At 71.4% G+C, this 25476-nt stretch carries 25 protein-coding genes; 14 read left to right on the forward strand and 11 right to left on the reverse strand.

Features of this window, described 5'->3' with window-relative positions; genetic code table 11:
- The first annotated feature begins 43 nt into the window (after positions 1–43).
- The gene (bhcR, locus tag F563_RS0115195) at positions 44–871 is read left to right on the forward strand and encodes an HTH-type transcriptional regulator BhcR (RefSeq protein WP_019015541.1); all 828 of its coding nucleotides are present in this window, start codon (positions 44–46) and stop codon (positions 869–871) included.
- Here bhcR and F563_RS0115200 read toward each other — a convergent pair.
- The 4 genes from F563_RS0115200 to F563_RS0115215 all read right to left on the reverse strand — a co-directional run bounded on the left by F563_RS0115200 (position 862) and on the right by F563_RS0115215 (position 3810).
- A complete protein-coding gene (locus F563_RS0115200) occupies positions 862–1350 on the reverse strand; it encodes a DUF6644 family protein (RefSeq protein WP_019015542.1) in 489 nt (162 codons plus the stop codon). The genes bhcR and F563_RS0115200 overlap by 10 nt on opposite strands.
- A gap of 7 nt (positions 1351–1357) precedes the next feature.
- On the reverse strand, positions 1358–1708 hold the full coding sequence (locus F563_RS0115205; protein ID WP_019015543.1) for a DUF6152 family protein: 351 nt from the start codon (positions 1706–1708) through the stop codon (positions 1358–1360).
- 96 nt (positions 1709–1804) lie between these two features.
- Positions 1805–2362 carry a hypothetical protein gene (locus F563_RS22820; protein WP_019015544.1) on the reverse strand — a complete coding sequence of 186 codons (558 nt, stop codon included), beginning with the start codon at positions 2360–2362 and terminating at the stop codon, positions 1805–1807.
- Between the two features lie 38 nt (positions 2363–2400).
- Positions 2401–3810 (reverse strand): MATE family efflux transporter, encoded by a 1410-nt coding sequence (locus F563_RS0115215; protein WP_019015545.1) that lies wholly within the window; start codon positions 3808–3810, stop codon positions 2401–2403.
- Between the two features lie 125 nt (positions 3811–3935).
- Here F563_RS0115215 and F563_RS0115220 point away from each other — a divergent pair, with 125 nt between their 5' ends.
- The 8 genes from F563_RS0115220 to F563_RS22825 are packed head-to-tail and all read left to right on the forward strand — an operon-like array spanning position 3936 to position 11656.
- Entirely contained in the window at positions 3936–4985 is a 1050-nt protein-coding gene (locus F563_RS0115220; RefSeq protein WP_019015546.1) for an ABC transporter substrate-binding protein, read from the forward strand.
- Between the two features lie 7 nt (positions 4986–4992).
- Positions 4993–6021 carry an ABC transporter ATP-binding protein gene (locus F563_RS0115225; protein WP_019015547.1) on the forward strand — a complete coding sequence of 343 codons (1029 nt, stop codon included), beginning with the start codon at positions 4993–4995 and terminating at the stop codon, positions 6019–6021.
- Complete coding sequence (locus tag F563_RS0115230; protein WP_019015548.1) at positions 6018–6860, forward strand: ABC transporter permease; 843 nt, start codon at positions 6018–6020, stop codon at positions 6858–6860. Before F563_RS0115225 ends, F563_RS0115230 begins: the two co-directional genes overlap by 4 nt.
- Complete coding sequence (locus F563_RS0115235; protein WP_019015549.1) at positions 6860–7633, forward strand: ABC transporter permease; 774 nt, start codon at positions 6860–6862, stop codon at positions 7631–7633. Before F563_RS0115230 ends, F563_RS0115235 begins: the two co-directional genes overlap by 1 nt.
- Positions 7634–7644: 11 nt before the next feature.
- Positions 7645–8316, forward strand: a complete 672-nt coding sequence (locus F563_RS0115240) for an RraA family protein (RefSeq protein WP_019015550.1) — start codon at positions 7645–7647, stop codon at positions 8314–8316.
- On the forward strand, positions 8316–8876 hold the full coding sequence (locus F563_RS0115245; RefSeq protein WP_019015551.1) for a pyridoxamine 5'-phosphate oxidase family protein: 561 nt from the start codon (positions 8316–8318) through the stop codon (positions 8874–8876). Before F563_RS0115240 ends, F563_RS0115245 begins: the two co-directional genes overlap by 1 nt.
- An 18-nt stretch (positions 8877–8894) precedes the next feature.
- Positions 8895–10718, forward strand: a complete 1824-nt coding sequence (gene ftsH, locus F563_RS0115250) for an ATP-dependent zinc metalloprotease FtsH (RefSeq protein WP_019015552.1) — start codon at positions 8895–8897, stop codon at positions 10716–10718.
- A gap of 29 nt (positions 10719–10747) precedes the next feature.
- Entirely contained in the window at positions 10748–11656 is a 909-nt protein-coding gene (locus tag F563_RS22825) for a sugar phosphate isomerase/epimerase family protein (RefSeq protein WP_019015553.1), read from the forward strand.
- On the opposite strand, the gene F563_RS0115260 is transcribed toward F563_RS22825, so the two are convergent.
- The 4 genes from F563_RS0115260 to F563_RS0115275 form a co-directional block, all read right to left on the reverse strand.
- Positions 11644–12096 carry a SufE family protein gene (locus tag F563_RS0115260; RefSeq protein WP_019015554.1) on the reverse strand — a complete coding sequence of 151 codons (453 nt, stop codon included), beginning with the start codon at positions 12094–12096 and terminating at the stop codon, positions 11644–11646. The genes F563_RS22825 and F563_RS0115260 overlap by 13 nt on opposite strands.
- A gap of 101 nt (positions 12097–12197) precedes the next feature.
- A complete protein-coding gene (locus F563_RS0115265; protein WP_019015555.1) occupies positions 12198–13250 on the reverse strand; it encodes a 2-oxoacid:ferredoxin oxidoreductase subunit beta in 1053 nt (350 codons plus the stop codon).
- Positions 13247–15079, reverse strand: a complete 1833-nt coding sequence (locus F563_RS0115270) for a 2-oxoacid:acceptor oxidoreductase subunit alpha (protein WP_019015556.1) — start codon at positions 15077–15079, stop codon at positions 13247–13249. Before F563_RS0115270 ends, F563_RS0115265 begins: the two co-directional genes overlap by 4 nt.
- Positions 15067–16866: an FAD-dependent oxidoreductase gene (locus tag F563_RS0115275; protein WP_019015557.1), complete on the reverse strand. Its 1800-nt coding sequence runs from the start codon at positions 16864–16866 to the stop codon at positions 15067–15069. The genes F563_RS0115270 and F563_RS0115275 overlap by 13 nt, the downstream gene beginning before the upstream one ends.
- A 217-nt stretch (positions 16867–17083) precedes the next feature.
- Between F563_RS0115275 and F563_RS0115280 the strand changes: the two genes are divergently transcribed.
- The gene (locus tag F563_RS0115280; protein ID WP_019015558.1) at positions 17084–18658 is read left to right on the forward strand and encodes a gamma-glutamyltransferase; all 1575 of its coding nucleotides are present in this window, start codon (positions 17084–17086) and stop codon (positions 18656–18658) included.
- Between the two features lie 15 nt (positions 18659–18673).
- Here F563_RS0115280 and F563_RS0115285 read toward each other — a convergent pair whose 3' ends face one another.
- Genes F563_RS0115285 through F563_RS24900 form a run of 3 tightly spaced genes read right to left on the reverse strand, consistent with a single transcriptional unit; the run spans position 18674 to position 21308 of the window.
- Positions 18674–19603 (reverse strand): polysaccharide deacetylase family protein, encoded by a 930-nt coding sequence (locus F563_RS0115285; protein WP_019015559.1) that lies wholly within the window; start codon positions 19601–19603, stop codon positions 18674–18676.
- Between the two features lie 3 nt (positions 19604–19606).
- The gene (locus tag F563_RS0115290) at positions 19607–20299 is read right to left on the reverse strand and encodes an isochorismatase family protein (RefSeq protein WP_019015560.1); all 693 of its coding nucleotides are present in this window, start codon (positions 20297–20299) and stop codon (positions 19607–19609) included.
- Positions 20300–20312: 13 nt separating this feature from the next.
- Entirely contained in the window at positions 20313–21308 is a 996-nt protein-coding gene (locus F563_RS24900) for a Bug family tripartite tricarboxylate transporter substrate binding protein (protein WP_026299622.1), read from the reverse strand.
- 81 nt (positions 21309–21389) lie between these two features.
- On the opposite strand from F563_RS24900, the gene F563_RS25885 reads away from it, so the two are divergent.
- The 4 genes from F563_RS25885 (at position 21390) to F563_RS0115315 (ending at position 25475) form a co-directional block, all read left to right on the forward strand.
- Positions 21390–22361 (forward strand): nitrile hydratase subunit alpha, encoded by a 972-nt coding sequence (locus tag F563_RS25885; RefSeq protein WP_162140597.1) that lies wholly within the window; start codon positions 21390–21392, stop codon positions 22359–22361.
- Positions 22358–23749 carry an amidase family protein gene (locus F563_RS0115305; protein WP_019015563.1) on the forward strand — a complete coding sequence of 464 codons (1392 nt, stop codon included), beginning with the start codon at positions 22358–22360 and terminating at the stop codon, positions 23747–23749. The genes F563_RS25885 and F563_RS0115305 overlap by 4 nt, the downstream gene beginning before the upstream one ends.
- 16 nt (positions 23750–23765) lie before the next feature.
- On the forward strand, positions 23766–24425 hold the full coding sequence (locus tag F563_RS22830; protein WP_019015564.1) for a TIGR04282 family arsenosugar biosynthesis glycosyltransferase: 660 nt from the start codon (positions 23766–23768) through the stop codon (positions 24423–24425).
- Positions 24426–24500: 75 nt separating this feature from the next.
- Entirely contained in the window at positions 24501–25475 is a 975-nt protein-coding gene (locus tag F563_RS0115315) for a Bug family tripartite tricarboxylate transporter substrate binding protein (RefSeq protein WP_019015565.1), read from the forward strand.
- The last annotated feature ends 1 nt before the right edge of the window (position 25476 follow it).

Here is a 25476-nt window from a genome sequence, read left to right on the forward strand (position 1 = left end):
TTTCCTCTTCACAGCCGCGCGAGCCCGTGCCACATCGTCAACGATGTCCGTGCCGCAGAAACGCCTGCGCGGCCGCCCGCGGCTTGCGCAGAGCGCCACCGAGGCCGGTGGCGTGCAGACCCTCGATCGCGCGGTCGCGCTGATGCGCCATGTCGCGGAGGCGAACGGCCTCTCGCTCACCGAGGCCGCGGCCGCCGCCGGCCTGCCACCCTCCACCGCCTACCGCATGCTCGCGACGCTTCAGCACCACGGCATCGTCGAGTTCGACGAGACCGCCCAGCTCTGGCATATCGGCGCGGAGTGTTTCCGCATCGGTGCCGCGTTCCTGCGCCGGCGCAAGATCGCCGAGCACGGACGCCAGGTCATGCAGGCCCTGGTCGCCCGGAGCGGCGAGACCGCGAATCTCGCCGTCGCCGAGGAGGACGGCGTCGTGTTCGTCAGCCAGGTCGAGACGCACGAGCCGATCCGCGCCTTCTTCCGCCCCGGCACGCGCGCGCCGTTCCATGCCTCGGGGGTGGGCAAGGCGATCCTCGCGCATCTCTCGGCCCAACGCGCCGCGGCGATGCTCGATCGCCTCGCGCTCGACCGTTTCACCGAACACACGATCACCGACCGCGCGAGCCTCGCGCGCGACCTCGCGCGCATCCGCGCACGCGGCTGGGCGCTCGACGACGAGGAGCGCAATCCCGGCATGCGCTGCGTCGCCGCGCCGATCTTCAACGAGTACGGCGAGCCGATCGCGGGCCTCTCGCTCTCCGGCCCGACTGTGCGGATGACGCGCGCCACGGTCGCGGCCCTCGGCCCGGTCGTGCGCGAGGCGGCCGTCGCGATCACCCGCTCGATCGGCGGGACCGTGCCGGCTCAGAAATAGGCGATCGCGCGTCCGCTGGAGGCGACGCCGAGCCACAGGACCGCCGAGAACGCGGCGAGCGTGCGGGCGAGCTGCCCAGGTTCCTGGCCCTCGGACGGCCAGGCGATGCGGTGGAACAGGAGCACGTTGGTCAGCGCCAGCACCACCAGCACCGTCTTCACCGCGAAGGCGTCGTTGGTCGCGACATGCGTCGCGTCCGCCGCCAGCATCACCACACCGGAGAGCACGATCATCACGAAGCCGAGGCGCGCGACCGGCAGCAGCAACCCGGCCGCCGCAGCGAACGGCACCGCGCGCGCCACACCCAGCACGCGCAGATCGAACGAGATGATCGAACCGATCAGCAGCGCGATCCCCAGCACATGCGCGATCGAGGCGATCGGGTAGAGCCAGAGCGAGTCGCGCGCGATCTCGCCGAGGGCGCTCGCCTCCAGCCAGACCGCCCAGTCCGGGGCGCTGACGCCGTGGTCGTGTTCCATGCTCGGGTCAGCGGAGCTGCGTCACCTGCTCGCCGATGCGGATCCACTCCGCGCGCAGCTCCTCCTCGCGCTGGCGGTGCGGATAGCCCATCACCGTCACGGTCATGCCCGCGCGCAGCCCCTCCCGCGGCAGGCCGCGGTTGATCATGCGGAACGGCGGCGCCAGTACCACCTCCCAGGTCTTGCCCGGCGTCTTCAGCCAGAGCGTCGCGTGCGGATTGGCGAACTCCACGCGTTCGATCTCGCCGGTCAGCGTTTGCGGAGTCTGTGCCTCGTAGCTGCCCCAGCCGTGGTGCGCCGCGGCCGGGGCGGCGAGCAGCGCGGGCGCAAGTGCCAGCAACATGCGACGTGTCGGCATGGCGGTCTCCCGGTCCTGTTGCACCCGCAGACTGCGCCTTTCGATGCCGCCGCGGAACCCCTGCGCACGCGCCCGTGAGTCCACGGGCCTCAGCCGCTATCCCAGCGGCACCAGCCGGAGCGCCGAGGACAGGGTCCGCCGCGTCGCTGTCAGATCGCCCGAACGGTCGAGCGCGAAGGTCGCAAGCGTCACGAGGAAGGCGTCCGTCAGCCCGATCTCCTCGATCGCCCGCACCGGCCCGCTGCGGTCGAGCTGCGCGGCGTCGCGCACCCAATGGATCAGCCGCGACAGGTTGAAGATCATCGGCACCCAGTGATGCGGGTGGAACGGCCAGGCCTTCTCCTGGATCATCGCGATGGTCACGGCGCGCCGCGCCGCCGCCGCCTCGAACCAGCGCAGCATCACCGCCTCGGCCCGCTCGCGCGGCGACAGGATCGCGAAGGCCGCCGGATCGGAAGGCGGGGCGATCATCGCCGCGAGCAGGCGCTGGAAATGCGCATCCGCGATCGCATCCTGGTCGCGGAACCGGGCCAGCACCTCGGTCAGCGGCAGGCCCAGTTCGCCCGCGACCTCGCGCAGCCGGAGATCGAGCCAGCCCACCACCTGGGCGCGGTCGAGCGCCGTGTCGAGGATGCGTTCGGCGAGCGCGTCCATGGCAGACAGATAAGGAACGCCTGTAGCGGGGGAAAGGGTCAGCCGACCCTTTCCCCCACACCCCCTATCCCGAGAGCCTCCCGCCGCGACCACCGCACCACCAGGAGCCCGGCCACGATCGCGAGGCCGAAGGCAAGCCCGAGCCAGATCCCCAAGGCCCCGAAGCCGGCGCCGAAGGCCAGCAGCGCGCCCACCGGCAGCCCCAGCACCCAGTAGCCGAGACCCGCGAACAGCATGGGCACGCGCGTGTCCTTGAGCCCGCGCAGCGCGCCGGCCCCGACCACCTGGAGCCCGTCCACCACCTGGAACAGCCCGGCCACCCGCAAGAGCCGCGCGCCGAGTGCCGCGACCTCCTCCGCCTGCGCGAGCGTCGGGTCGAGGAACAGCGCCACGATCGGACCCGGCGTCAGCACGAACACCAGCGCCATCGCGCTCATGAACCCGCCGGCGAGCCCGAGCGCGGTCCAGCCCGCGCGCGCGACGCCCTCGCGGTCGCGCGCCCCGGCCGCCAATCCCACCCGCACCGTCGCGGCCTGGCTGATTCCCATCGGCACCATGAAGGTGAGGCTCGCGCACTGGATGGCGATCGCGTGGGCGGCCACCGACACCGCGTCGATCCACCCCACCAGCAGCACCGCCGCGTTGAACACCATCACCTCGAACAGCAGCGCACCGACGATCGGCAGCGACACCCGCAACAGCTCCGCCATGCGGTCGCGGTCGAGCCGCCACAGCCGCCCGAGCAGCGCGTAGCGGCGGAACTGCCGGTCCGTCACGCACACGCCGAGCAGCATCGCCATCATCGCCGTCATCGACGCCGCACTGGCGATGCCCGCGCCGACGATGCCGAGCTCGGGCAGGCCGAAACGGCCGAAGATGAACAGCCAGTCGAGCAGGCCGTTCAGCGGGATCGCGATCATGGTGGCGACCAGCGCGGGTTTCGGCCGCTCGAGCGCGGAGACGAAGCTGCGCAGCACCATGAACCACCAGAACGGCAGCAGCCCTGGAAGCAGGGTGCGTACATAGACCCCGCCGAGCGCGGCGATCGGCGGCTCCTGGCCGAGCAGCAGCAGGATCGCCTCGGCGTGCCAGAGCATGAGCGACGCGGGCAGGGCGAATCCGGCCGTCGCCCACAGACCCATCCGTGCCGAGCGGCGCACGTCGCGCACCGCATGCCGCCGCCGCCCGAGCGCCTGCGCCATCAGCGGCGCGGTGCCGAAGGCGAGCCCGAGCCCGGCGATCGCGAAGGTCCAGTAGAGCGCGAGCCCGATAGCCGAGGCCGCGAGCGCCACCGGGTCGTAGTTGCCGAGCATCGCCGCATCGGTGATGCCCATCGCCATCTGCGACAGGTTCGTCAGCGCGATCGGCCAGGCGAGCGAGACGGTCGAGCGGATCTCGGCCGACCATGCGCCACCCGCCGCGCGTGCGGGCAGCGCGGTTGCGGTCATGCGCGCGGCTATAGCCGGGATGGTCCCGCCTGTGCCATCCCGCATCGCACCATGCGCCGTCTCGACAGCGTCTGGCTGCGCGCGCAAGATCGCGGGCCGAGGTTCGGGCACGGGAGAGCGTGAGGATGCGAAGGATCGCAATCGCAGCCGCGGCGGCGGCGATGGTCGGCGGCACGGCGGACGCGCAGGTCTCCGGCACCATGACCCTGATGGCCTACACGGGCATCTTCCAGGAGAACTACACCGCGGTCGTGGTCGAGCCCTTCCGCGCCCGCAACCCCGGCCTCAGCGTCACCTATTTCGCACCCGTGACGTCGGCGGCGATGCTCGGCACGCTGCGCAGCCAGCGCACCGCGCCGCAGACCGACGTGGTGATCATGGACATCACCACGGCCGCGATCGCCTGCGCCGAGGGTCTGGTGGAGAAGATCACGCCCGCCGAGGTGCCGGCGATCAACGATCTCGTGCCGCTCGCGCGCGAGGCGGGCGGGGAGTGCGGCCCTGCCGTCACCTTCGATCACTTCGTGATCGTCTACGACACCACCAAGGTCCGTCCGGCGCCGACCAGCCTGCGGGTGCTGTGGGACGAGGCCCTGCGCGGCCGCATCGCGGTCTCCGCGCCGCCGAACATCCAGGGACTCGTGCTCACCGCGATCGTCGAGCGGATGGAGGGGGGCGACTACACCCGCGGCGTGGACCGCGCCATCGCCAAGTTGCGCGCACTCGCGCCGCTGGTGCAGACCTTCGATCCGCGCCCCGACGGCTACAGCCTGATCCTGAACGACCAGGTCACCTACGCCACCGGCTGGAACGCGCGCAGCCAGCTCTACCACGACCAGTCGAACGGACGGATCGGCGTGATGCTGCCGGAGGAGGGCACGGCCTTCCAGATCAACACCATCAACGTCGTGCGCGGCGGGCCGAACCGCGCCGCCGCCGTCGCCTTCATGCAGTACGCGCTCGACGCCGAGGCGCAGACCGCCTTCACCAACCGCATGTTCTACGGCCCGACCAACGCCAAGGCGACGCCGAACCCGGACGCGCTCGCCCGCACGGCCGCCGATCCGCGCTATCGCGACCGCGTCATCCCGCTCGACTGGGCCGACATCGTGAAGGTGCGCGATACCTGGAACAACCGCTGGCGTCGCGAGGTGATCGCCGCCGGCGGGCGCTGAGGAGCGCGTGGCGGAACTCGCGCTCGCGGGCCTCACCAAGCGCTACGGTGACGGTCCGCCGGCGGTCGATGCGCTCGATCTGACCGTGGCCGAGGGCGAGTTCCTCGCCCTGCTCGGCCCCTCGGGCTGCGGCAAGACCACCACGCTCCGGATCGTCGCCGGTCTCGTGCCGCCGGATGCGGGCGCGGTGCGCCTCGGCGGGCGCGACATCACCGCCCTGCCGGTGCACCGGCGCGACATCGGGCTGGTGTTCCAGTCCTACGCGCTGTTCCCGCACATGACCGCCGGGGCGAATGTCGGCTTCGGGCTCGAGATGCGGGGGCTCGCGCGCGCCGAACGCGACCGGCGTGTGGCCGAGGCGCTGCGCATGGTGCGGCTGGAGGGGCTCGCGCACCGCAAGCCGCGCGAGCTCTCGGGCGGGCAGCAGCAGCGCGTCGCCCTCGCGCGCGCGATCGCGATCCGTCCCAGCCTGCTGCTGCTCGACGAGTGCCTCTCCAACCTCGATGCCAAGCTGCGCGAGGAGATGCGCGGCGAGATCCGCGACATCCAGCGCGCGGCAGGGATCACCGCGGTGTTCGTCACGCACGACCAGACCGAGGCGCTGGCGATGTGCGACCGCGTGGCCGTGATGCGCGAAGGCCGGATCGAGCAGACCGGCACGCCGGAGGAGGTCTATGAGCGCCCGGCCACACCCTTCGTCGCGGGCTTCCTGGGGCGGATGAACCGGATCGCCGCGCCGGTCGCGACCGCGCAGGGCACGCTCCGGCCCGGCCAGGTGGCGATGGTGCGGCCGCATCGCGTGCGCATCCTGCGCGACGGCGCCGATCCGGACGGCGCGGAGAACCGCGCCGAAGGCACCGTGCGGCGCATCACCTATATCGGCGACGTGGTGCAGGTGGAGGCGGAGACGCCGCTCGGCCGTCTCGCCGCCGAGGTCTCGGGGGCGGCGCCCGAGTGGCGCGGCCTCGCCCCCGGCGCGCCGGTCGGCTTCGCCTGGTCCGCCGCCGATACCCTCGCCTTCGCCGAGCGGGCATGACGCGCCCCTATCTCCCCTGGCTGCTGCTCGCGCCCGCGCTCGCGGCGCTCGCGATCGTGTTCGTGCTGCCGATCGCCTGGCTGTTCCGCATCTCGCTCAACATCTCCGAGGGCTCGGGCGCGATGGTCGAGGCGGTCGCGCTCGACAGCTACGCCAAGCTGTTCGCCGACGACTTCACCTGGACGCTGACGGCCAACTCGTTCCGGCTCGCGGCGACGTGCAGCACCGCGGCGGTGGTGATCGCCTATCCGATCGCGCTCTTCCTGTTCCGCACCACCAGCCGCTGGCGCGGCCTGCTCGCGATCCTCGCGGTGGCGCCGCTGCTGGTCTCGGGCGTGGTGCGCGTGGTCGGCTGGCTGGTGGTGCTTGGCGATCAGGGGCTCGTGAACGCCGCGCTGCTGGGCCTCGGCCTCGCCTCCCGGCCGGTGCCGCTGATCAACAACTGGGATGGCGTCGCGATCGGGCTGACCGAGAGCGTGATGCCCTATGTGATCCTGTCGCTGCTTGCGGGATTCGGCCGGCTCGACCGCGCGGTGGAGGAGGCGGCGGCCACGCTTGGCGCGCCGCCCTGGAAGGTCTTCCTGCGCGTCACCCTGCCGCTCTCGCTGCCGGGCGTGATCCTCGGCTGGCTGATCGGCTTCGTGCTCGCCATGAGCGCCTTCATCACGCCGAAGCTGCTGGGCGGCGGGCGGGTATTCGTGCTCGCGACCGAGATCTACGACCTCGCGCTGCAGTCGGTCGATTGGCCGGCGGCGGCGGCGCTCGCGATGTATGCGCTGACGCTGCTGCTGTTGATCCTTGCCGCCTACACGGCGCTGACGCGGAAGGTGGCCGCCTGATGGGCTTCCGCCTCGTCGTATTGTGCGGCTACCTGTTCCTGCTCGCGCCGGGAATCTTCGTCGCGATCATCGCGTTCTCCTCGGACCGGTTCCTGACCTTTCCGCCGCCCGGGTTGTCGCTGCGCTGGTTCGCGGCGCTGTGGGAGCACGAGGCGCTGATGGGCGCGATGCGGCGCAGCGCCATCCTCGCCTCCGTCGTGACGGTGACGGCGCTCGCGATCGGCGTGCCGGCGGCCTATGCGATCGCGCGGCTCAGCTTCCGCGGCCGCGACGCGATCTTCGCCGCGCTGACCGCGCCGCTCCTGCTGCCGACCCTCGTGCTGGGCCTGGGCATCCTGCTGGTGTTCTTCCCGTTCGGCCTCGCCGCCACCTGGCCGGGGCTCGCGATCGCGCATCTGGCCGTCACGTTGCCCTTCGTCGTGCGCATCATGGTGACCGCGCTCTCGACGCTGCCGCCCGATCTCGAGGATGCCGCCGCCACGCTCGGCGCGACACCGTTCACAGTGGTTCGCCGGATCACCCTGCCGCTCGCGCTGCCCGGGCTGATCGCCTCCGCCGCGCTCGCCTTCCTGATCAGCTTCGACGAGGTGGTGATCTCCCTGTTCATCGTCGGCCCGCGGCTCTCGACCCTGCCGGTCGAGATGTACCGCTATGTCGAAGGCCATACCGATCCGCTGGTCGCCGCGCTCGCCGTGGTGCTGATCACGCTCTCGCTCGGTGTGGTGCTGCTGGTCGAGCGGCTGCTCGGGTTCATGCGCGCCGTGGGGCGCTAGGGAGAGTCGTGATGCCGAAATACGAGATCGGGCCGATGCCGGAGACGCTGCCGGCGGCACTCGTCGCCAAGCTGGAACAGGTCGAGACCGCGACGATCGGACACTGGCGCCACTGGGGCTTCATGGATCGCGGCATCCAGCCGCTGTTGCGCGAGAAGCGCATCGCCGGGGTCGCCGTCACGCTGGCGATTCCGGGGCCGGACTCGACGCTGCTGCACCACGCGCTCGGCCTCCTGCGCCCGGGCGACGTGCTGGTGGTGGATCGCCTCGGCGACGACCGCCACGCCTGCTGGGGCGGCGGGGTGACGGTCGCGGCGAAGGCGGCCGGCGCAAAGGCCGGCGTGGTCGACGGACCCTGCACCGATCTCACCGAGATCAGGGACAGCGACTTCCCGATGTGGTGCCGCGGCCTCGCGCCCATCACCACGCGCCTCTACGACCTCGGCGGGCGGCTGAACAAGCCGGTCTCCTGCGGCGGGGTCGCGGTGATGCCGGGCGACGTGATTCTCGCGGACGAGTCGGGCGTGCTCGTGCTGCCGCGCGACGAGGCCGAGGCCGAGGCCGACGCGGCGATCGCGCGCCAGGCGCGCGGGCTGGAGAGCCAGGACAGGGTCAAGGCGGGGGCGAAGCTCGGCGAGCTGTCCGGCGCCACCGCGAAGGTGACGGCCGCGCTCGGCGGCTGATGGACGCGACGCTGGCGGAGATACTGGCGAGCGCCTGGGCGCTGCTGGTCCGCGCCGCGGCCGATCCGCGTCATCCCGGCCGCATCGTCCAGCTCGCCACCGCCGGACGCGACGGCGCGCCGCGGCTGCGCAGCGTGGTCCTGCGGGGCGTCGATCCTGTCGCACGCGTGCTGTGCCTTCACACCGACCGGCGCAGCGCCAAGGTGGCCGAGATCGCCGCCGAGCCGCGCGTCGCGCTTCTGGCATGGGATCCCCGGGCGCGCATGCAGCTTCGCCTCGCGGGCGCGGCCGCGGTGCTCACCGATGGGCCGGTCTGGCGGACGGCATGGGAAGCGACGCCGATCGGGTCGCGTGCCGACTATGCGCAGGCCGACCCGCCCGGTACGCTCGCCGCGGTCCCACCCGGCGAACCGACGCACCCGCAGCCGATGCAGAACTTCGCCGTCATCCTGCTGACCATCGATCGCCTCGACTGGCTCAGGCTTGCGCCCGGGGCGCATCGGCGCGCAGGCTTCGCCTGGGAAAGTGGCGCCGTGCAGGGCTCATGGCTGGTGCCCTGACGCACTCGGGAGCAGGCCGTGGAGAAGAAGACCCAGATCAACACCTGGTACATCCTCGCCGCCGTGCTCGGCGTGCTGCTGATCCAGGACGTCATCACGGCGGCGCGCCAGACCGAAACCCTGCCCTATTCGGACTTCAAGCGTCTGGTGGCGGAGGGCAAGGTCGCCGAGGTGACGGTCGGCGACCGGCGCATCACCGGCCGTTTCCGCGAGCCGATCGACGGGCGACCCTATTTCGTCACCCAGCGGGTGGACGACAGCCTCGCCGAGGACCTCGCCAAGGCCCACGTGACGTTCACCGGCGCGCCCGAACCCGGCTTCCTGGTGACGCTGATGTCCTGGATCGTGCCGGCCCTGGTGTTCTTCGGCCTCTGGTTCTTCTTGATCCGCCGCTTCGCCGACCGCGCGGGGTTCGGCGGCATGATGACGGTCGGCAAGTCGAAGGCGAAGGTCTATGTCGAGAAGAACACCGGCACGACCTTCGCCGATGTCGCCGGCGCCGACGAGGCCAAGGCAGAACTCGAGGAGATCGTCGCCTTCCTGAAGGACCCCGAGACCTACGGCCGGCTCGGCGCGCGCTCGCCGAAGGGGGTGCTGCTGGTGGGCCCGCCCGGTACCGGCAAGACGCTGCTCGCGCGCGCGGTCGCGGGCGAGGCGGGCGTGCCGTTCTTCTCGATCTCCGGCTCGGAGTTCGTCGAGATGTTCGTGGGCGTCGGGGCCGCGCGCGTGCGCGACCTGTTCGAGCAGGCGCGCAAGGCGGCCCCCTGCATCATCTTCATCGACGAGCTCGACGCGCTCGGGCGGGCACGCACCGCAGGTCCGACCACGGGCGGCTATGACGAGAAGGAGCAGACGCTGAACCAGCTCCTCGTCGAGCTCGACGGCTTCGATGCCTCCGCGGGGATCGTTCTGCTTGCCGCGACCAACCGGCCCGAGATTCTCGACCCGGCGCTCACGCGTGCCGGGCGCTTCGATCGCCAGGTCGCGCTCGACCGGCCGGACCGCAAGGGGCGGCGCGACATCCTCGCGGTGCATGTGCGCAAGGTGAAGCTTGCCCCGGGCGTCGATCTCGACGCGATCGCCGGGCTGACGCCCGGCTTCACGGGCGCCGACCTTGCCAACCTCGTGAACGAGGCCGCGCTCGCGGCCACGCGCGCGAAGCGGACCGCCGTGACGAACGAGGACTTCACGGTCGCGATCGAGCGCATCGTCGCCGGGATCGAGCGGCGGTCGCGGCTGATGAACGCGGAGGAGCGCAGGCGCGTCGCCTATCACGAGCTCGGCCATGCGCTGGTGGCGCTGTCGGTGCCCGGGGCCGATCCGGTGCACAAGGTCAGCATCATCCCGCGCGGCGTCGGCGCGCTCGGCTACACGATGCAGCGCCCGACGGAGGATCGGTTCCTGCTGACCGCCGCGGAGCTCAAGGGGCGGATGGCCGTGCTGCTCGGCGGACGGGCGGCGGAGGACCTCGTGTTCGGCGAGGTCTCCACGGGAGCCCAGGACGATCTGATGCGCGCGACCGAGATCGCGCGCGGCATGGTCACGCGCTACGGCATGGCGGAGACGCTGGGCGAGGTCGCCTACGAGACCGAGACGAGCCGGTTCCTCGGCCTGCCGGTCGAGGGGGGCGGGCGGCGTTTCTCGGAGCAGACCGCGCGCGAGATCGATCTCGCGGTGAAGGGACTGGTGGCGGAGGCGCACGCGACGGCACGATCCATCCTCGAACGCCGCCGCGCGGAGCTCGATGCGCTCGCCGCGACGCTGCTGGAGCGCGAGACGCTCGGCCCGGAGGACCTGCCGAAACCGGTGTCTGGACGAAACGACACCGAAGCGTCATCCTGATCCGCCCCGTCTACGCTATCGGAGACTGCATGACCGAGACGATCATCGCCTACGGGCTCTCGACCGAGGGGCCGTGCGAGCCCGAGCCGCTGGCGCGGGAACTCGCGCTGTTCGCCGAGTCCGGCTGCACGGCGGCGGAGATCTCGTTGCAGAACGGCTTTGCGGTGACCGGCGGGCGCGTCAATGTGCCGGAGGTGGAGGCGCTGGCTTCCGTGCTGCGGCGGTTCCCGCTGCGCTACACGGTGCATGGCCCGCTGGGGATGAACCTGATGGACGCGGCGCATCACGACCTGCACCGTGCCGTATGCCGGGCGATGATCGAGGCGACCGGGGCGCTGGGGGCCGGCGTGCTGGTGGTCCACAGCGGGGTCTGGGAACGCGGCCTCGCGCCGGCGGAGATCGAGCGGCGCAAGCGCATGGAGGTGGAGGCGCTGCGGGATCTCGGCGAGGTCGCCGCCCGGCACGGCGTGATGCTGGCGCTGGAGAACCTGCCGCCGCTGCCGCACATCCCGGAGACGCACGATGCCTGGGGAATCGCCGCGCAGGTGGCGGCGGCGGCGCATCCGCAGGTCGGCGCGACGCTCGATATCGGCCACGCGGCGATGATGGCGGCGGCGAAGCAGCAGGATCTCGCGGCCTCCATCGCGGCGATGGCGCCGCATGTGGTGCATCTGCACCTCCAGGATCAGTTCGGGCGGCTCGACACGATCCGCCTGCCGGGTTCCGGGGAGAAGCTCGCCTACGGGACGGGCGATCTGCACGCGCCGCCCGGCTGGGGCGAGATTCCGTTCGAGCAGTTGCTCGCCGGGCTGACGCCGCGCGCGGGCACGGTGATGATCTACGAGCTTGCGGCGAAATTCTTCCGCTTCGTGCCGGAGACCGCGGCGGCGCTGCGGCGGTTCGCGGCGACGGTCGGGGCGGCGCGTCAGGCCGCCTGAGCCGCCGCCGCGGTCGCGATCGCGCGGATGCGACGGATCAGCGCGGCGATGCCGTTGCCCCGGTTGGTGGAGAGGTTGCCGATCAGGTCGAGATCCGTGAGGAAGCCGGGATCGGTGGCGAGGATCTCCTGCGGCGTGCGGCCGGAATAGACGCGCAGCAGCATCGCGACCAGCCCCTGGACGATCGCCGCGTCCGAGGCGCCGGCGAGCCAGAGGCGGCCGTTCTCGAGGCGGGGCTCGATCCACACCTGGCTCTGGCAGCCTTCGACCTTGCGTGACGGCTCCTTCCACGCGTCCGGAAACGCGGGCAAGGCGCGCCCCCAGTCGATGACCTGCTCGTAGCGGTCCATCCAGTCGTCGAAGAACTCGAACTCGTCCTTCAGCGCGGCGATGGCGTCGCTGGCGGAGGGTTCGGTCGGGGTGACGAAGGGCGCGTCCATGTCACAGCAAATGGCGGTTCGGGGGCCGCGCTCAAGTGTTCCCGGGTTCCAAGGGCCTTGCGGCCCTTGGTGGGGTGTGGGGCGAAGCCCCACGAGGCGCCTCAGCGCAGCGCGGCGTTGATCTTCTCGAGCGCCGCCGAGCCCGGGCAGAGTGCCGCGTCATCGAGCCGGTTCAGCGGCGTGGCGACCGTGCCGAGATGATCGTGCAGGTCCTCCGGATGCGGATCGATGTAGAGCAGGCCGGTGACGATCTCGCCCATGGCCTTGTGGCGCGCGAGGTAGTTGAGCGCGGCGACGCGGTCGGTCGGGTCGTGGTCCTCGTGCAGCTTGCGCATCCGCAGCAGCGAGCCGTCGTGCTGCGTCACCTCCGTCACCTCGCCCGGCGCGTAGGAGGCGGTGATCGGCGTGCGGTCGAAGAACACGTCGAGCCGGTTCACCGCCTCGTTGTGCTCGCGGACGTAGTCGTAGCTCTTGGTGCTGCCCTCGTGGTTGTTGAAGGCGACGCAGGGGCTGATGCAGTCGATGAACGCGACACCCTGATGGGTGAGCGCGCCCTTGATCAGCGGCACGAGCTGGTCCTTGTCGCCCGAGAAGCTGCGCGCGACGTAGGTGGCGCCGAGTTCGAGCGCGAGGGCGACGAGATCGATCGGCTCGTCGGTGTTGACGGCGCCTTTCTTCGCCTTCGAGCCCTTGTCGGAGGTGGCGGAGAACTGGCCCTTGGTCAGGCCGTAAACGCCGTTGTTCTCGACGATGTAGGTCATGTTCACGCCGCGGCGCATCAGGTGGGCGAACTGGCCGAGCCCGATCGAGGCGCTGTCGCCGTCGCCCGAGACGCCGAGATAGATCAGCTCGCGGTTGGCGAGGTTGGCGCCGGTCAGCACCGAGGGCATGCGCCCGTGCACGGAGTTGAACCCGTGCGAAGCGCCGAGGAAGTAGTCGGGCGTCTTGGAGGAGCAGCCGATGCCGGAGAGCTTGGCCACGCGATGCGGCGGGATCGAGAGCTCCCATACCGCCTGCACGATCGCCGCGCTGATCGAGTCGTGCCCGCAGCCGGCGCAGAGCGTGCTGATCGAGCCCTCGTAGTCGCGGCGGGTGAGGCCGAGTGCGTTGGTCGGCAGCTTCGGATGGTGGAGGGTGGGCTTCAGATAGCTCATGGCACGGTCTTCCGGAGCGGGACGACGTCGAGGGAGCTGGCCTGGCGGCCGATCGCGGCGCGGATGAAGCGGGCGGTGATCGGCGTGCCGTCATAGTGCAGGATCGGCACCAGCCGCGCGGGATCGATGCCGCACTCCGTCGTGATGAGGGTGCGCAGCTGCGCGTCGCGGTTCTGCTCGACCACGAACACGGTCTCGTGCGCCTCGATGAAGCGGCTGACGTCCTCGGGAAACGGGAAGGCGCGGATGCGCAGCGCGTCGAGGTGGACGCCGTCCTGCTCCAGCCCGACCAGGGCCTCGCGCATCGCCGCGGAGGTGCTGCCGTAGTAGATCACGCCGTAGGGCGTGGTGCGGCTCGCCTTGCGCTCGATCGGCGCCGGCACGAGCGACTTCGCGGTCTCGAACTTGCGCAGCAGCCGCTGCATGTTGTCGACATAGGCCGCCCCCTGCTCGGTGTATTTCGCGAAGCGGTCGCGCGAGGTGCCGCGGGTGAAGAACGCGCCCTTCGACGGATGCGTGCCGGGGTAGGTGCGGTAGGGGATGCCGTCGCCATCGACATCGAGATAGCGGCCGAAGGTGGTGCCGGCCTCCAGCATCTCGGCCGTCATCACCTTGCCGCGGTCCATCCGCTTGGCGTCGTCCCAGGCGAAGGGCTCGCACAGCCAGTCGTTCATGCCGATGTCGAGATCGAGCAGCACGAAGATCGTGGTCTGGAGCCGGTCGGCGAGATCGAAGGCGGCCGCGCCGAACTCGAAGCACTCGCGCGGGTCCTCGGGCAGCAGCAGCACGTGCTTGGTGTCGCCATGGCTCGCATACGCCGCAGAGAGGACGTCGCTCTGCTGCGTGCGCGTCGGCATGCCTGTGGAGGGGCCGGCGCGCTGGACGTCGAAGATCACCGCCGGGATCTCGGCGAAGTAGGAGAGGCCGACGAACTCCTGCATCAGCGAGATGCCGGGGCCCGAGGTCGCGGTGAAGGCGCGCGCGCCGTTCCACGACGCGCCGATGACGATGCCGATCGAGGCGAGCTCGTCCTCGGCCTGAACGATGGCGTAGCGTTTGCGCCCGTCCGGGTCGGTGCGGAAGCGGCGGCAGTAGCGCTCGAACGCCTCGGCGAGCGACGTGCTCGGCGTGATCGGATACCAGGCGCACACGGTCGCGCCGCCATAGACGGCGCCGAGGGCGGCGGCGGCATTGCCCTCGACATAGATGCGGTTGCCGACCTTGTCGGCCGGCTCGAGCCGCAATCCGATCTCGGGCAGGTTCGCGCGCGCCCAGTCGCGTCCCATGTGGAAGGCCTCGCGGTTCGACGCGGCGAGCTTCTCCTTGCCCCTGTACTGCTCGGTCAGAAGCTGTTCGACCGCCGCCGGATCGATGCCGAGCAGGGACGACAGCGCGCCGACATACATGATGTTCTTGAAGAGCTGACGCTGGCGCGCATCGGTGTACCGCGCATTGCACATCTCGGTAAGCGGCACGCCGAGCACCGTGATGTCCTCGCGGAAGCGGCTTCGCGGCAGCGGTTTGGTGCTGTCATAGACCAGGTAGCCGCCCGGCTCGAGCTCGGCGATGTCGCGGTCCCAGGTCTGCGGGTTCATCGCCACCGCCATGTCGACCCCGCCGCGGCGGCCGAGATGGCCCTCGCCGCTGACGCGCACCTCGAACCAGGTCGGCAGGCCCTGGATGTTGGAGGGGAAGATGTTGCGCGAGGCGATCGGGATGCCCATGCGCAGGATCGACTTCGCGAAGAGCTGGTTCGCCGAGGCGGAGCCCGAGCCGTTGACGTTGGCGAACTTGACGACGAAGTCGTTGACGGCACTCAGCTTCTGCATGCGCGCGCCCCGTTGGCGTAGGTCTTCGCGGTCTCGAGATAGAATTTCTGCATGTCCCAGGCCCCGGTCGGACAGCGCTCGGCGCACAGGCCGCAATGCAGGCAGACGTCCTCGTCCTTCACCATCACCCGGCCGGTCTTCAGCCCGTCCGCGACATAGAGATCCTGGCTGCGGTTGATCGCAGGCGCCTTCAGCCGCGTGCGCAGGTCATCCTCCTCGCCGTTCTCGGTGAAGGTGATGCAGTCGGTCGGGCAGATGTCGACGCAGCCATCGCACTCGATGCAGAGCTTGGCGTTGAACACCGTCTGCACGTCGCAATTGAGGCAGCGCTGCGCCTCCTTGTAGGCGAGCTCGCGGTCGTAGCCGAGCTCGACCTCGACACGGATGTCGCGGAGCGCGAGTCGCTCCTCGACATGCGGCACCTTGTAGCGCAGGTCGATGGAGACGTCGTTGTCGTAGCTCCACTCGTGGATGCCCATCTTCTGGCTGGCCATGCGCACATGCGGGTCCGGCCGATCGCGCACATCCTCGCCACGGCAATGGAGGTCGATGGAGACGGCGGCCTCGTGCCCGTGCGCGACCGCCCAGATGATGTTCTTCGGCCCGAACGCGGCGTCGCCGCCGAAGAACACGTTGGGCAAGGTCGATTGCAGCGTCACCGGGTCGAGCTTCGGCAGGCCCCAGCGGTCGAACTCCAGGCCGATGTCGCGCTCGATCCAGGGAAACGCGTTCTCCTGGCCGATCGCGACCAGCACGTCGTCGCAGTCGTAGGTGACGTCCGGCTCGCCGGTGGGCACGAGGTTGCGCCGTCCCTTGGCGTCGTACTCGGCCTTCACCTTCTCGAACACCATGCCGGTGAGGCGGCCGTTTTCGTGCAGCACGCGCTTCGGCACCAGGTAGTTGAGGATCGGGATGCCCTCGCGCATCGCGTCCTCCTTCTCCCACGGCGAGGCCTTCATCTCCTCGAAGCCGGAGCGGACGATCACCTTCACGTCCTCGCCGCCGAGCCGGCGCGCGGAGCGGCAGCAATCCATCGCGGTGTTGCCGCCGCCGAGCACGATCACGCGCTTGCCGACCCGCTCGACATGGCCGAACGAGACCTTCGCCAGCCACTCGATGCCGATATGGATGTTGGCGGCCGCCTCCTGCCGTCCCGGCACGTCGAGCTCGCGCCCGCGCGGCGCGCCGCAGCCGACGAACACGGCGTCGAAGCCCTCGTCGAGCAGCGCCTTCAGGCTTTGCACCCGATGGTTGTAGTGCGTCACCACGCCACCGCGCCCGGTGATGTAGCCGACCTCCTCCTCGATCACGCTCTCGGGCAGGCGGAAGCGGGGGATCTGGGTCCACATGAACCCGCCGCCGCGCGCCTCGGCGTCATAGACATGGACCTCGTAGCCGAGCAGGGCGAGGTCGCGCGCCACCGTCAGGCTCGCCGGGCCGGCGCCGACGCAGGCGATCCGCTTGCCGTTCTTCAGGGCGGGCACCGGCGGCATCCGGCTCAGCACCTCCTCCTTGTTGTCGGCGGCCACGCGCTTGAGCCGGCAGATCGCGACCGGCTCCTCCTCGACGCGCCCGCGCCGGCAGGCCGGCTCGCAGGGGCGGTCGCAGGTCCGCCCGAGGATCCCCGGGAAGACGTTGGAGTGCCAGTTGATCATGTAGGCGTCGGTGTAGCGGCCCGCGGCGATCAGCCGGATGTACTCGGGCACGGGCGTGTGGGCCGGACAGGCCCATTGGCAGTCCACCACCTTGTGGAAGTGCGTGGGGGTGGTCAGGTCGGTTGGCCTCAAGGCGCTTCCTCCGCCCGCGCGCAGCAGAGAAGCGGCGCGGGCTCGAACCTCGTTGTGCCGATCATCATGGGGGCACTCGGTGGGCGCGACAACAGCGTGCGCGCGCATGTCATCAGGCCCTGGGCGGCCGACCCGCGACGACGGCCGGATGGGCCCCTTTCCGAAGGGTGGCGAACCTCCCACACTGCGCCGTCGCGACAAGGAAGGGAGCGCCGCCGTGGCCATCGCCCACGTCACCCAGAACTGGACCGTCACCAAGCCGGCCGCCAAGGGCCGCAAGGGCATGGTCGTCTCGCAGGTACGCACGGCGGCCGAAGCCGGTGTGCAGATGCTGGACGCGGGCGGCAGCGCGGCGGATGCCGCGGTCGCGACCGCCTTTGCCCTTGCCGCGGTCGAGCCGTGGAACTCGGGCCTGGGCGGGATCGGGTTCACGGTCGTGCATCCCGCCGGCGAGCGGGCGGCGCGGGTGGTGGATTTCGGCCCCGTCGCGCCGGCGCGGCTCGATCCGAAGCTGTTTCCGCTCGTGCCCGGCAAGTCCGACCACCTGTTCGCCTGGCCGAACGTGCAGGGCGACCGCAACGTGCACGGGCCGCTCTCGGTGGTGATCCCGTCCTCGGTCGCGGGCTATGCCGAGATTCACCGGCGCTGGGGGCGGCTGCCGCTCAAGGAGTTGCTGGCGCCGGCGATCGCGCTCGCCAAGGCAGGGCTGCCCGCGGATTGGGTGACGGCGCTGAAGCTCGCCTCGGCCGCGCCCGATCTGCGGCGCTACGCCGAAAGCGCGCGCATCTATCTGCCGGACGGACTGCCGCCGGCGCCACCCTATGTCGGCCCGGCGAAGCGGATCGTGCTCGGCAACCTGCCCGCGACGCTGGAGCGGCTGGCCGAGGCCGGGCTCGACGACTTCTATCGCGGCGACATCGCCGCCGCGATCGCGGCCGACATGGCGGAGCTCGGCGGTGTGCTCGATGCGGCCGACCTCGCCGGCTGCGCGGCGCGGCTCACGGACGCGAGCCAGCACCCCTGGCGTGGCCGCGTGATTCAGGGCGCGGGCGGTCTGACCGCGGCGCCGACCATGCAGCGGGTGCTGGAGGCGCTCTCCGGCGAGCGCTTCGGTGCCGCCCCTGATGTCGCGTTCTTCACCGCCTTCGCGGCCGCGATGCAGCGCGCCTATGCGGAGCGGCTCGCCGGGCTCGGCGATACGACCGAGGCGAACCCCCGCGCGGCCGAGGCGTGCACGACGCACCTCACCGCAGCGGATGCCGACGGGATGATGGTGTCGATGACGACCACGCTGCTGTCGTCGATGGGCAGCCGCATGGTGCTGCCGCGCACGGGCGTGCTGATGAACAACGGCGTGTTCTGGTTCGACCCGCGCCCGGGCCAGGCGAACAGCATCGGCCCGCGCAAGCGGCCGCTCTGCAACATGAGCCCGATCGTGGTCGCGCGCGACGGCCGGCCCGAGATCGCGGCCGGCGCCTCGGGGGGCAGGCGCATCCTTGCCGCCGTGCTGCAGACGCTGCTGTTCGTGCTCGAGTTCGGCATGGACCCCGTCAAGGCCGCGCACCAGCCGCGCATCGATGTCAGCGGCGAGACCGGCGTTTCGGCCGATCCGCGGCTCGCGCCAGAGATCCTCGCCGCGCTGCGCCAGCGCTTCGGCGCGGAGGAGGTCGAGCACACGGTGATGCCGGTGAACTACGCCTGCCCGAACATGATCATGATCGGCGAGGACGGCGGACGCACCGGCATCAGCGACGTGATCAGCCCCTGGAGCGGCGCCGTCGCCCAGGCGTGAGCGATCGGGGGGGCGTCAGCCCCCCTTTGGCTTCAGCCCGGCCTGCTCGGCGCACCAGCGCGCCACCTCCTCGTGGGTCGCGAACCACACGCCGGGCTTCGCCTTCATGTAGGCGACCAGCCGGTCGAGCAGCGGCAGGCGCGAGCGGTGGCCGATCACATGCGGGTGCATCGTCAGCAGGAACATCCCGCCTTCCTCGTAGGCGCCGTCGAACTCGGCGCGGAAGATCTCCTCGACCGCGGAGGGCGGGGTGTAGGGGCGGAGCGCCGAGAACCGCACCATGTTGAAATAGACCGCATCGTCGCGGATCCATTCCGGCGGCAGCTCGACGATGCCGGTCGGCTCGCCGTCCGCCACCAGCTCATAGGCGTCGTCGTCGCCCATGAGGCTCGAGTCGTAGAGCAGCCCCATCTCGCGGATGATCGACATGGTGGCGGTCGAGAAGTCCCACGACGCCGTGCGCATGCCCACCGGGCGCCGGCCGGCGATCTTCTCGAGCGTGTCGGCGGCACGGAACGTCAGGTCGCGTTCGGCGGCCGCCGGCAGGGTGGTGTTGGCCTCGTGGATCCACGAGTGGATGCCGATCTCGTGGCCCTCATCGGCGACCGCGCGGACCTCGTCCGGATAGAGCAGCGCCGAGACCGCCGGGTAGAAGAACGTGGCGCGCACGCCGTGCCGGTCGAGCAGCCGGCGGATGCGCGGCACGGCCTGGCGGTTGCCGTACTGCCCCTGGCTGATGCGCATCGGGCTTTCATCGGCGTCGCGCAGCGGGATCGTGTCGTGATCGGCATCGAAGGAGAGCGTGACGCAGCAGCGCGCGCCGCCGGGCCAGGACGAGGGCCGGAGCGAGCGGCCGGCGCGGGCGCGATTGACGATGCGCCGCCAGACCTCCTCCGGCCACTCCCAGGGCTGACCATGCGTTCGCGTCGTCTCGGTCTCGGGCATCGCTCACTCCGCGGCGCGGGCTGGGGCAAAACGCATCTCGACCTCCGCAAGCACGCGGTCGATCGGTTCGACATCAGCGAACTTCATGTCCATGTCGAACAGGTTGGCGCGATGCGCGGCCGGGCTGCGGTCGCCGACCGCCTCCTCGACCACGATGACGCGGAAGTTGTGCGAGAACGCATCGGTCACCGCGGCGCGCACGCATCCCGACGTGGACACGCCGATCACGACCACCGTATCGACGCCGTCGTAGCGCAGGAAGCTCTCGAGCGGGGTGGCGAAGAACGCGCTCGGCTTGTTCTTGAGGATGATCCGGTCGCTCGGCCGCGGCCCGTAGGCGTCGGGCCATTGATCCGCGCGCGGATCGGTCGCGTACTGGAACTCGGCGGCATTGCCGAGCTTCAGGTTCCAAATGCCGCGATAGGTCGGGTGGCTGCGGTCGTCGCGGCGGCTGTAGTAGATCGGCAGGCCGAGCCGGCGAAACACATCCGTGACGCGGGTGACGGCCGCGATCAACTCCGGCATCTCGCGGCCGCACATGTCGTAGGCCGGATCGACGAACATGAAGGTCGTGTCGATGTTGAGCAGGGCCGGCCGCGCGCCGATGCCCACGCGCCGGCCGAAGGCGCCCTTGCGGTAGGCTGCCAGATCCTCCTCCGGGATCAGGCCCTGCCAGCGGCTGATCTTGTCCTGCATCGCGCCCTCCGCCTCACTCCGCCTTTACATTGGCCTCGCGCACGACGCGCGCCCAGCGCGCGAGCTCGCGCTCGACCAGCGCCGCGTAATCTGCGGCACTGCCGCCGCGCGGCACCGTGCCGCGTTCGGCGAGCGCCCGGCGCAGCCCCTCGTCGGCAAGCGCCAGATTGACCGCGCGGTTCATCGCCTCCGCCACGCCGGCGGGTGTCTCGGCATGCGCGTGCAGGCCGAACCAGGCGACCGTCTCGAAGCCGTCGAGGCCGAACTCGGCGCCGAGCTCGGCGAGCGCGGGCACGTCCGGCAGGTCCGGCACGCGCTCGCGAGTCGTCACGGCGAGCGGGATCACGGTGCCGGCGCGGATCTGCGGCAGCGCGGTGGGCAGGTTGTCGATGAAGGTATCGACCTCGCCGGCGATCACCGCGGTCATGCCGGGGCCTGCGCCGCGGTAGGGCACGTGCAGGATGCGCGCGCCGGTCTGAAGCTTGATCAGTTCGCCGGTCAGGTGGGTGCTGGTGCCGTTCCCGGCGGAGGCGAAGCTGTACTTGTCGGGGTTGGCGCGCGCATCCGCCAGGAACGCCCGGATGTCGCGCGGCACGGCGCGCCTGACCGAGGCGACCCAGACATTCGGCACGGTGACGAACAGTGCGACGGCGCGGAAATCCGCGACCGGGCGGTATTGGATGGTCGGATAGAGCGCCGGCGCGATTCCGTGCGAGGCGATCTGACTGAGGAACAGGCTGTGCTGGTCGTTGCCGTCTCGAACGAAACGCGCCGCACCCACGGTGCTGCCGGCGCCGGGCCAGTTCTCGACGATCACGGCGCGGCCGAGGTCGCGCCGCATGGTCTCGGCGAGCAGCCGCGCCACCACATCGGTGGTGCCGCCGGGAGGGAAGGGGACGACGATTCGGATATCGCGCTGCGGCCAGGACTGCGCGCGCACGCTGTAGGGCACTGCGAGTGGAGTGGCGGCCATCGCGGCCAGCATCGAACGACGCGTGGTCGGGGGCATGCGCGAAACTCCCGAGATTGATTGTCGGCGGCAGTGTGCCCACCATCCGCCATCCTGTCGAGCCATGGAGGAGACGGAATGGTGAGCGAGCGCAGCGGGCCGCATGACGTGGGCGGGGATCCGGCCGGCCCGATCGCGCGCGCCGAGCACGAGCCAGCGCACTGGGAGAAGGAGGCGGACGCGATCCGCATGCTGCTCGCTGACGGCACACGGCGGTTCTTCACGACCGACGAGACACGGCGGGTGCAGGAGCAGCTCGACGCCGCGACCTATCGCACCCTTCCCTACTACGAGCGCTGGATCCACGCCTTCTCGACGCTGCTGTTCGACAAGGGCGTGCTCACCCGCGCCGAGGTCGAGACGGAGGAGGCGCGCCTGCGGCGCGAGGGGCGCCACCGCCTGCCGACGGAAACCGCGGCGCACGATCACGATGATGATCATGACCATGCGTACCAGCCCGACGACGATGAGGGCGAGACGGAGCTGCCGCCGCTGCGGCTGCGCGGCCTCGCCGTGCGCGAGCGTCTCATCGCGCGCGGCGTCCTCACGCGCCAGGAGATCCGCGCCGAGATCGAGCGCATGGACGGTCGCGGCGAGCATCTCGGCGCGCGCATCGTCGCGCGCGCCTGGGCCGATCCCGGGTTCCGCGATCGCCTTGCCGCCGACGGCAACGCGGCGGCGGCGGAGCTCGGCATCGCGCCCGCGGCGACGCGGCTCACGGCGCTCTTCAACACGGACCGGCTTCACAACCTCGTGGTCTGCACGCTGTGCAGCTGCTATCCGCGTACGGTGCTCGGCCGCCCCCCCGCCTGGTACAAGAGCCTCGCCTATCGCAGCCGCGCCGTGCGCGAGCCGCGCGCGGTGCTCGCCGAGTTCGGTCTCACGCTGCCGGACGGGGTCGAGGTGCGGGTGCACGACAGCACGGCCGAGAACCGTTACCTGGTCGTGCCGCTGCGCCCCGCCGGTACCGAGGGCTGGAGCGAGGAGCGGCTTGCGGGGCTGGTCAGCCGCGATGCGATGATCGGCGTGGCCGCGGCACGGTGGCCGGTATGACCGATCTCGCCACCTTGTCCGCGACCGCCCTGATTCGGGGCTACGCGCGCGGGGCGTTCTCGCCGCGCGAGGTCGTGCGCGCCTGTCTTGATCGCATTGCCCGGCTCGAACCGAGCCTCAATGCGATGGCGGTGATCGATGCCGAGGGCGCGGAACGCGCCGCGGCCGAGAGCGAGCATCGCTGGTTCGCCGGCCGTCCGCTCGGCGCGCTGGACGGTGTGCCGGCGACGGTGAAGGACCTGATCGACCTCGCCGGGTTTCCCACGCGGCGCGGCAGCCGCGTGACCGATCCGGCGCCGGTCGCGCATGACGCGCCCTCCGTCGTCGGGCTGAAGACCGCCGGTGCCGTGATCCTCGGCAAGACGACGACGACCGAGTTCGGCTGGAAATCGCCGGGCGACTGCCCGCTGCACGGCGTGACGCGCAATCCGTGGGATGCGGCGATGACGCCGGGCGGCTCGTCCTCGGGGGCGGGGGCGGCGTGCGCGGGGGGGTATGGACCGTTGCATATCGGCACCGATGCCGGCGGCTCGATCCGCATTCCCGCCGCATGGTGCGGCATCGTCGGGTTGAAGCCGAGCTTCGGTCGGGTGCCGCAATGGCCGCTCGGCGCCTTCGCCAGCGTCGCCGTCGCAGGCCCGATGACGCGCAGCGTGGCGGATGCCGCCCTGATGCTGGGCGCGATGGCGCGCTTCGACTGGCGCGACCCCTTCGCGCTCCCTGACCCAGAGCCCGGCTGGCCCGGGCCGGTGGCGCCGGATGTCGCGGGGCTGCGCATCGCGATCGTGCGCCGGCTGGGCTTCGCCGCGCCCGCCGACGAGGCGGCCTGGGCGGCGGTGGATCGCGCCGCGACCGCGCTCGACGAACGCGGCGCGATCGTCGAGGAGGCGGACCCCAATCTGCCCGACACGCGCGCGGTGTTCGTGCAGGTGTGGTCGAACGCGCTTGCGCGGCTGGTCGGGTCGCTGCCGGACGAGAAGCGCGCGCTGCTCGATCCGGGCCTCGCGGCGCTCGCGCAGCGCGCCGTGCCGATGACCGCCGGGGAGTATCTCGCGATCCAGGCGGCGGCGATCGAGACCGCGCACGGCATGGCAGCGTTCCATCGTCGCTTCGATGCGGTGCTGTGCCCGGCGGTGCCCGGCCCGCCGCCGCCGGTCGATGCGCCGCTGCTGGCCCCGGAGGAGGATCTCTGGCGGCACTGGGCGCCCTGGACCTTCGCGTTCAACCTCTCGCGCCAGCCGGCCGTCACGGTGCCGACAGGGCCTGGGCCCGATGGCCTGCCGCGTGCGGTGCAGGTGGCCGCACCGCTCTATGGCGACGCGCTCGCGCTGCGCGTCGCGGCGGCGATCGAGGCGACGCTGGAGCCGCGCACGCTGGCGCCGCTGTAGCCAGGGCGGAGCGACCATGTCGGCGCGGCCCGTGGTCGGCCTGATGGCCAAGGCGCCGCGCCCGGGCTTCGCCAAGACGCGGCTGATCGCGGCGCTCGGCGCCGCCGGCGCGGCCGCGCTCGCCGAGGCGTTCATCGCCGACACCGCGGCGCTGCTGCGTCGCGCGGGCGTGGATGCCGTCGTGATCGCGACCCCGCCCGAGGCGGTGGACCTGCTGTCCGCGCTGACTGGTTTTCCGGCGATCGCGCAGCGCGAGGGGGATCTCGGCGCGCGCATGAGCAGCGCGTTCGCCGATCTGTTCGCGCGCGGCCACGGGCCGGTGCTGCTGGTCGGGACGGACAGTCCGACGCAACCGCCCGGGCATGTCGCCGAGGCGATCGCCCTGTGCGTCGCCCATCCCGAGGCGCTGGTGCTCGGGCCGGCCGAGGATGGTGGCTACTGGTGCGTCGGGCTGTCGCGGCCCGTGCCTGGTGTGTTCGACGGCATTGCCTGGGGCACGGGCTCGGTCCTGGCCGAGACGCGGGCCCGGGCGGCGCGGCGCGGCGTGCCCGTCGTGCTCGGGCCGCGCTGGCACGACGTGGACGAGCCGGGCGATCTTGCGCGCCTGCGCCGCGAGCTCGCCGACGATCCTGCGCTGGCGCCGCACACGCGGGCCGTGCTCGGTCGCGCGCCGTGATGCGGTGCCGCGTTCTTCGCAGCGCGGACCGATCCGGCTAGGCTCGCGGCAAACACCTCGACCGGGAGGATCGCCATGCTGCGCCGTCGCCACGCCCTCGGGCTCACCCTCGGCCTGCCTGCGCTGATCGGCAGCGTGCGGGCGCAGGCCTGGCCGGATCGCCAGCTCACGATGATCGTGCCCTTCCCGCCGGGCGGGCAAGCGGACCTCGCCGCACGACCGATCGCGGCGGCGATGGAGAAGCTGCTCGGCAAACCAGTGGTGGTGGTGAACCGTGGCGGCGCGGGTGGCGCGGTCGGCAACCGCGCGGCCGCGCAGTCGGCGCCGGACGGCTACACGCTGCTGATGACGCTCTCCTCGCTCGCGGTGCTGCCGGAGGCGGATCGTCTGTTCGGGCGCGCACCGACCTACGAGGTGAGCCAGCTCGCGCCGGTCGGCCGGGTGCTCGCGGACCCGACGCTGCTGGCGGTGCCGTACGATGCACCGTGGCGGACGCTCGAGGATCTGATCGCGGACGCCAAGGCGCGGCCGGCATCGATTCCGTACGGCAGTTCCGGCACCTACGGAACGTTGCATGTCGCGATGGAGATGTTCGCGCATTCGGCCGAGATCAAGCTGCTGCATGTGCCGTTCCAGGGCGCGGGGCCGGCGGTTACGGCGATCCTCGCCGGCACGGTGCAGGCGCTGGCCTCGGCGCCCGGCGTGCTGCTCGGGCATGTGCGGGAGCGGCGGCTGCGCGTGCTGGCGAACTGGGGGGCCGACCGGATCGAGTCGTTCCCGGACACGCCCACCTTCCGCGAGCTCGGCCATCCGTCGGTGGAGTTCTACATCTGGGCGGGGCTGTTCGTGCCGGCGGGCGTGCCGACGCCGGTGATGGAGGTGTTGCGTTCGGCCTTGCGCAAGGCGTGCGAGGACCCGGAGGTGGTGCGCGTGTTCGCGGGCGCCGGCAGCCCCGTCGCATACCAGGACGCGCCGGAGTTCGCGCGGTTCGTCGAGCAGGACAGTGCGCGGCTGATCGCGGCGGTGCGCGCGATCGGCCGCGTGGATTGAT

The organism is Elioraea tepidiphila DSM 17972 (assembly GCF_000378465.1).
Lineage (GTDB): Bacteria > Pseudomonadota > Alphaproteobacteria > Acetobacterales > Acetobacteraceae > Elioraea > Elioraea tepidiphila.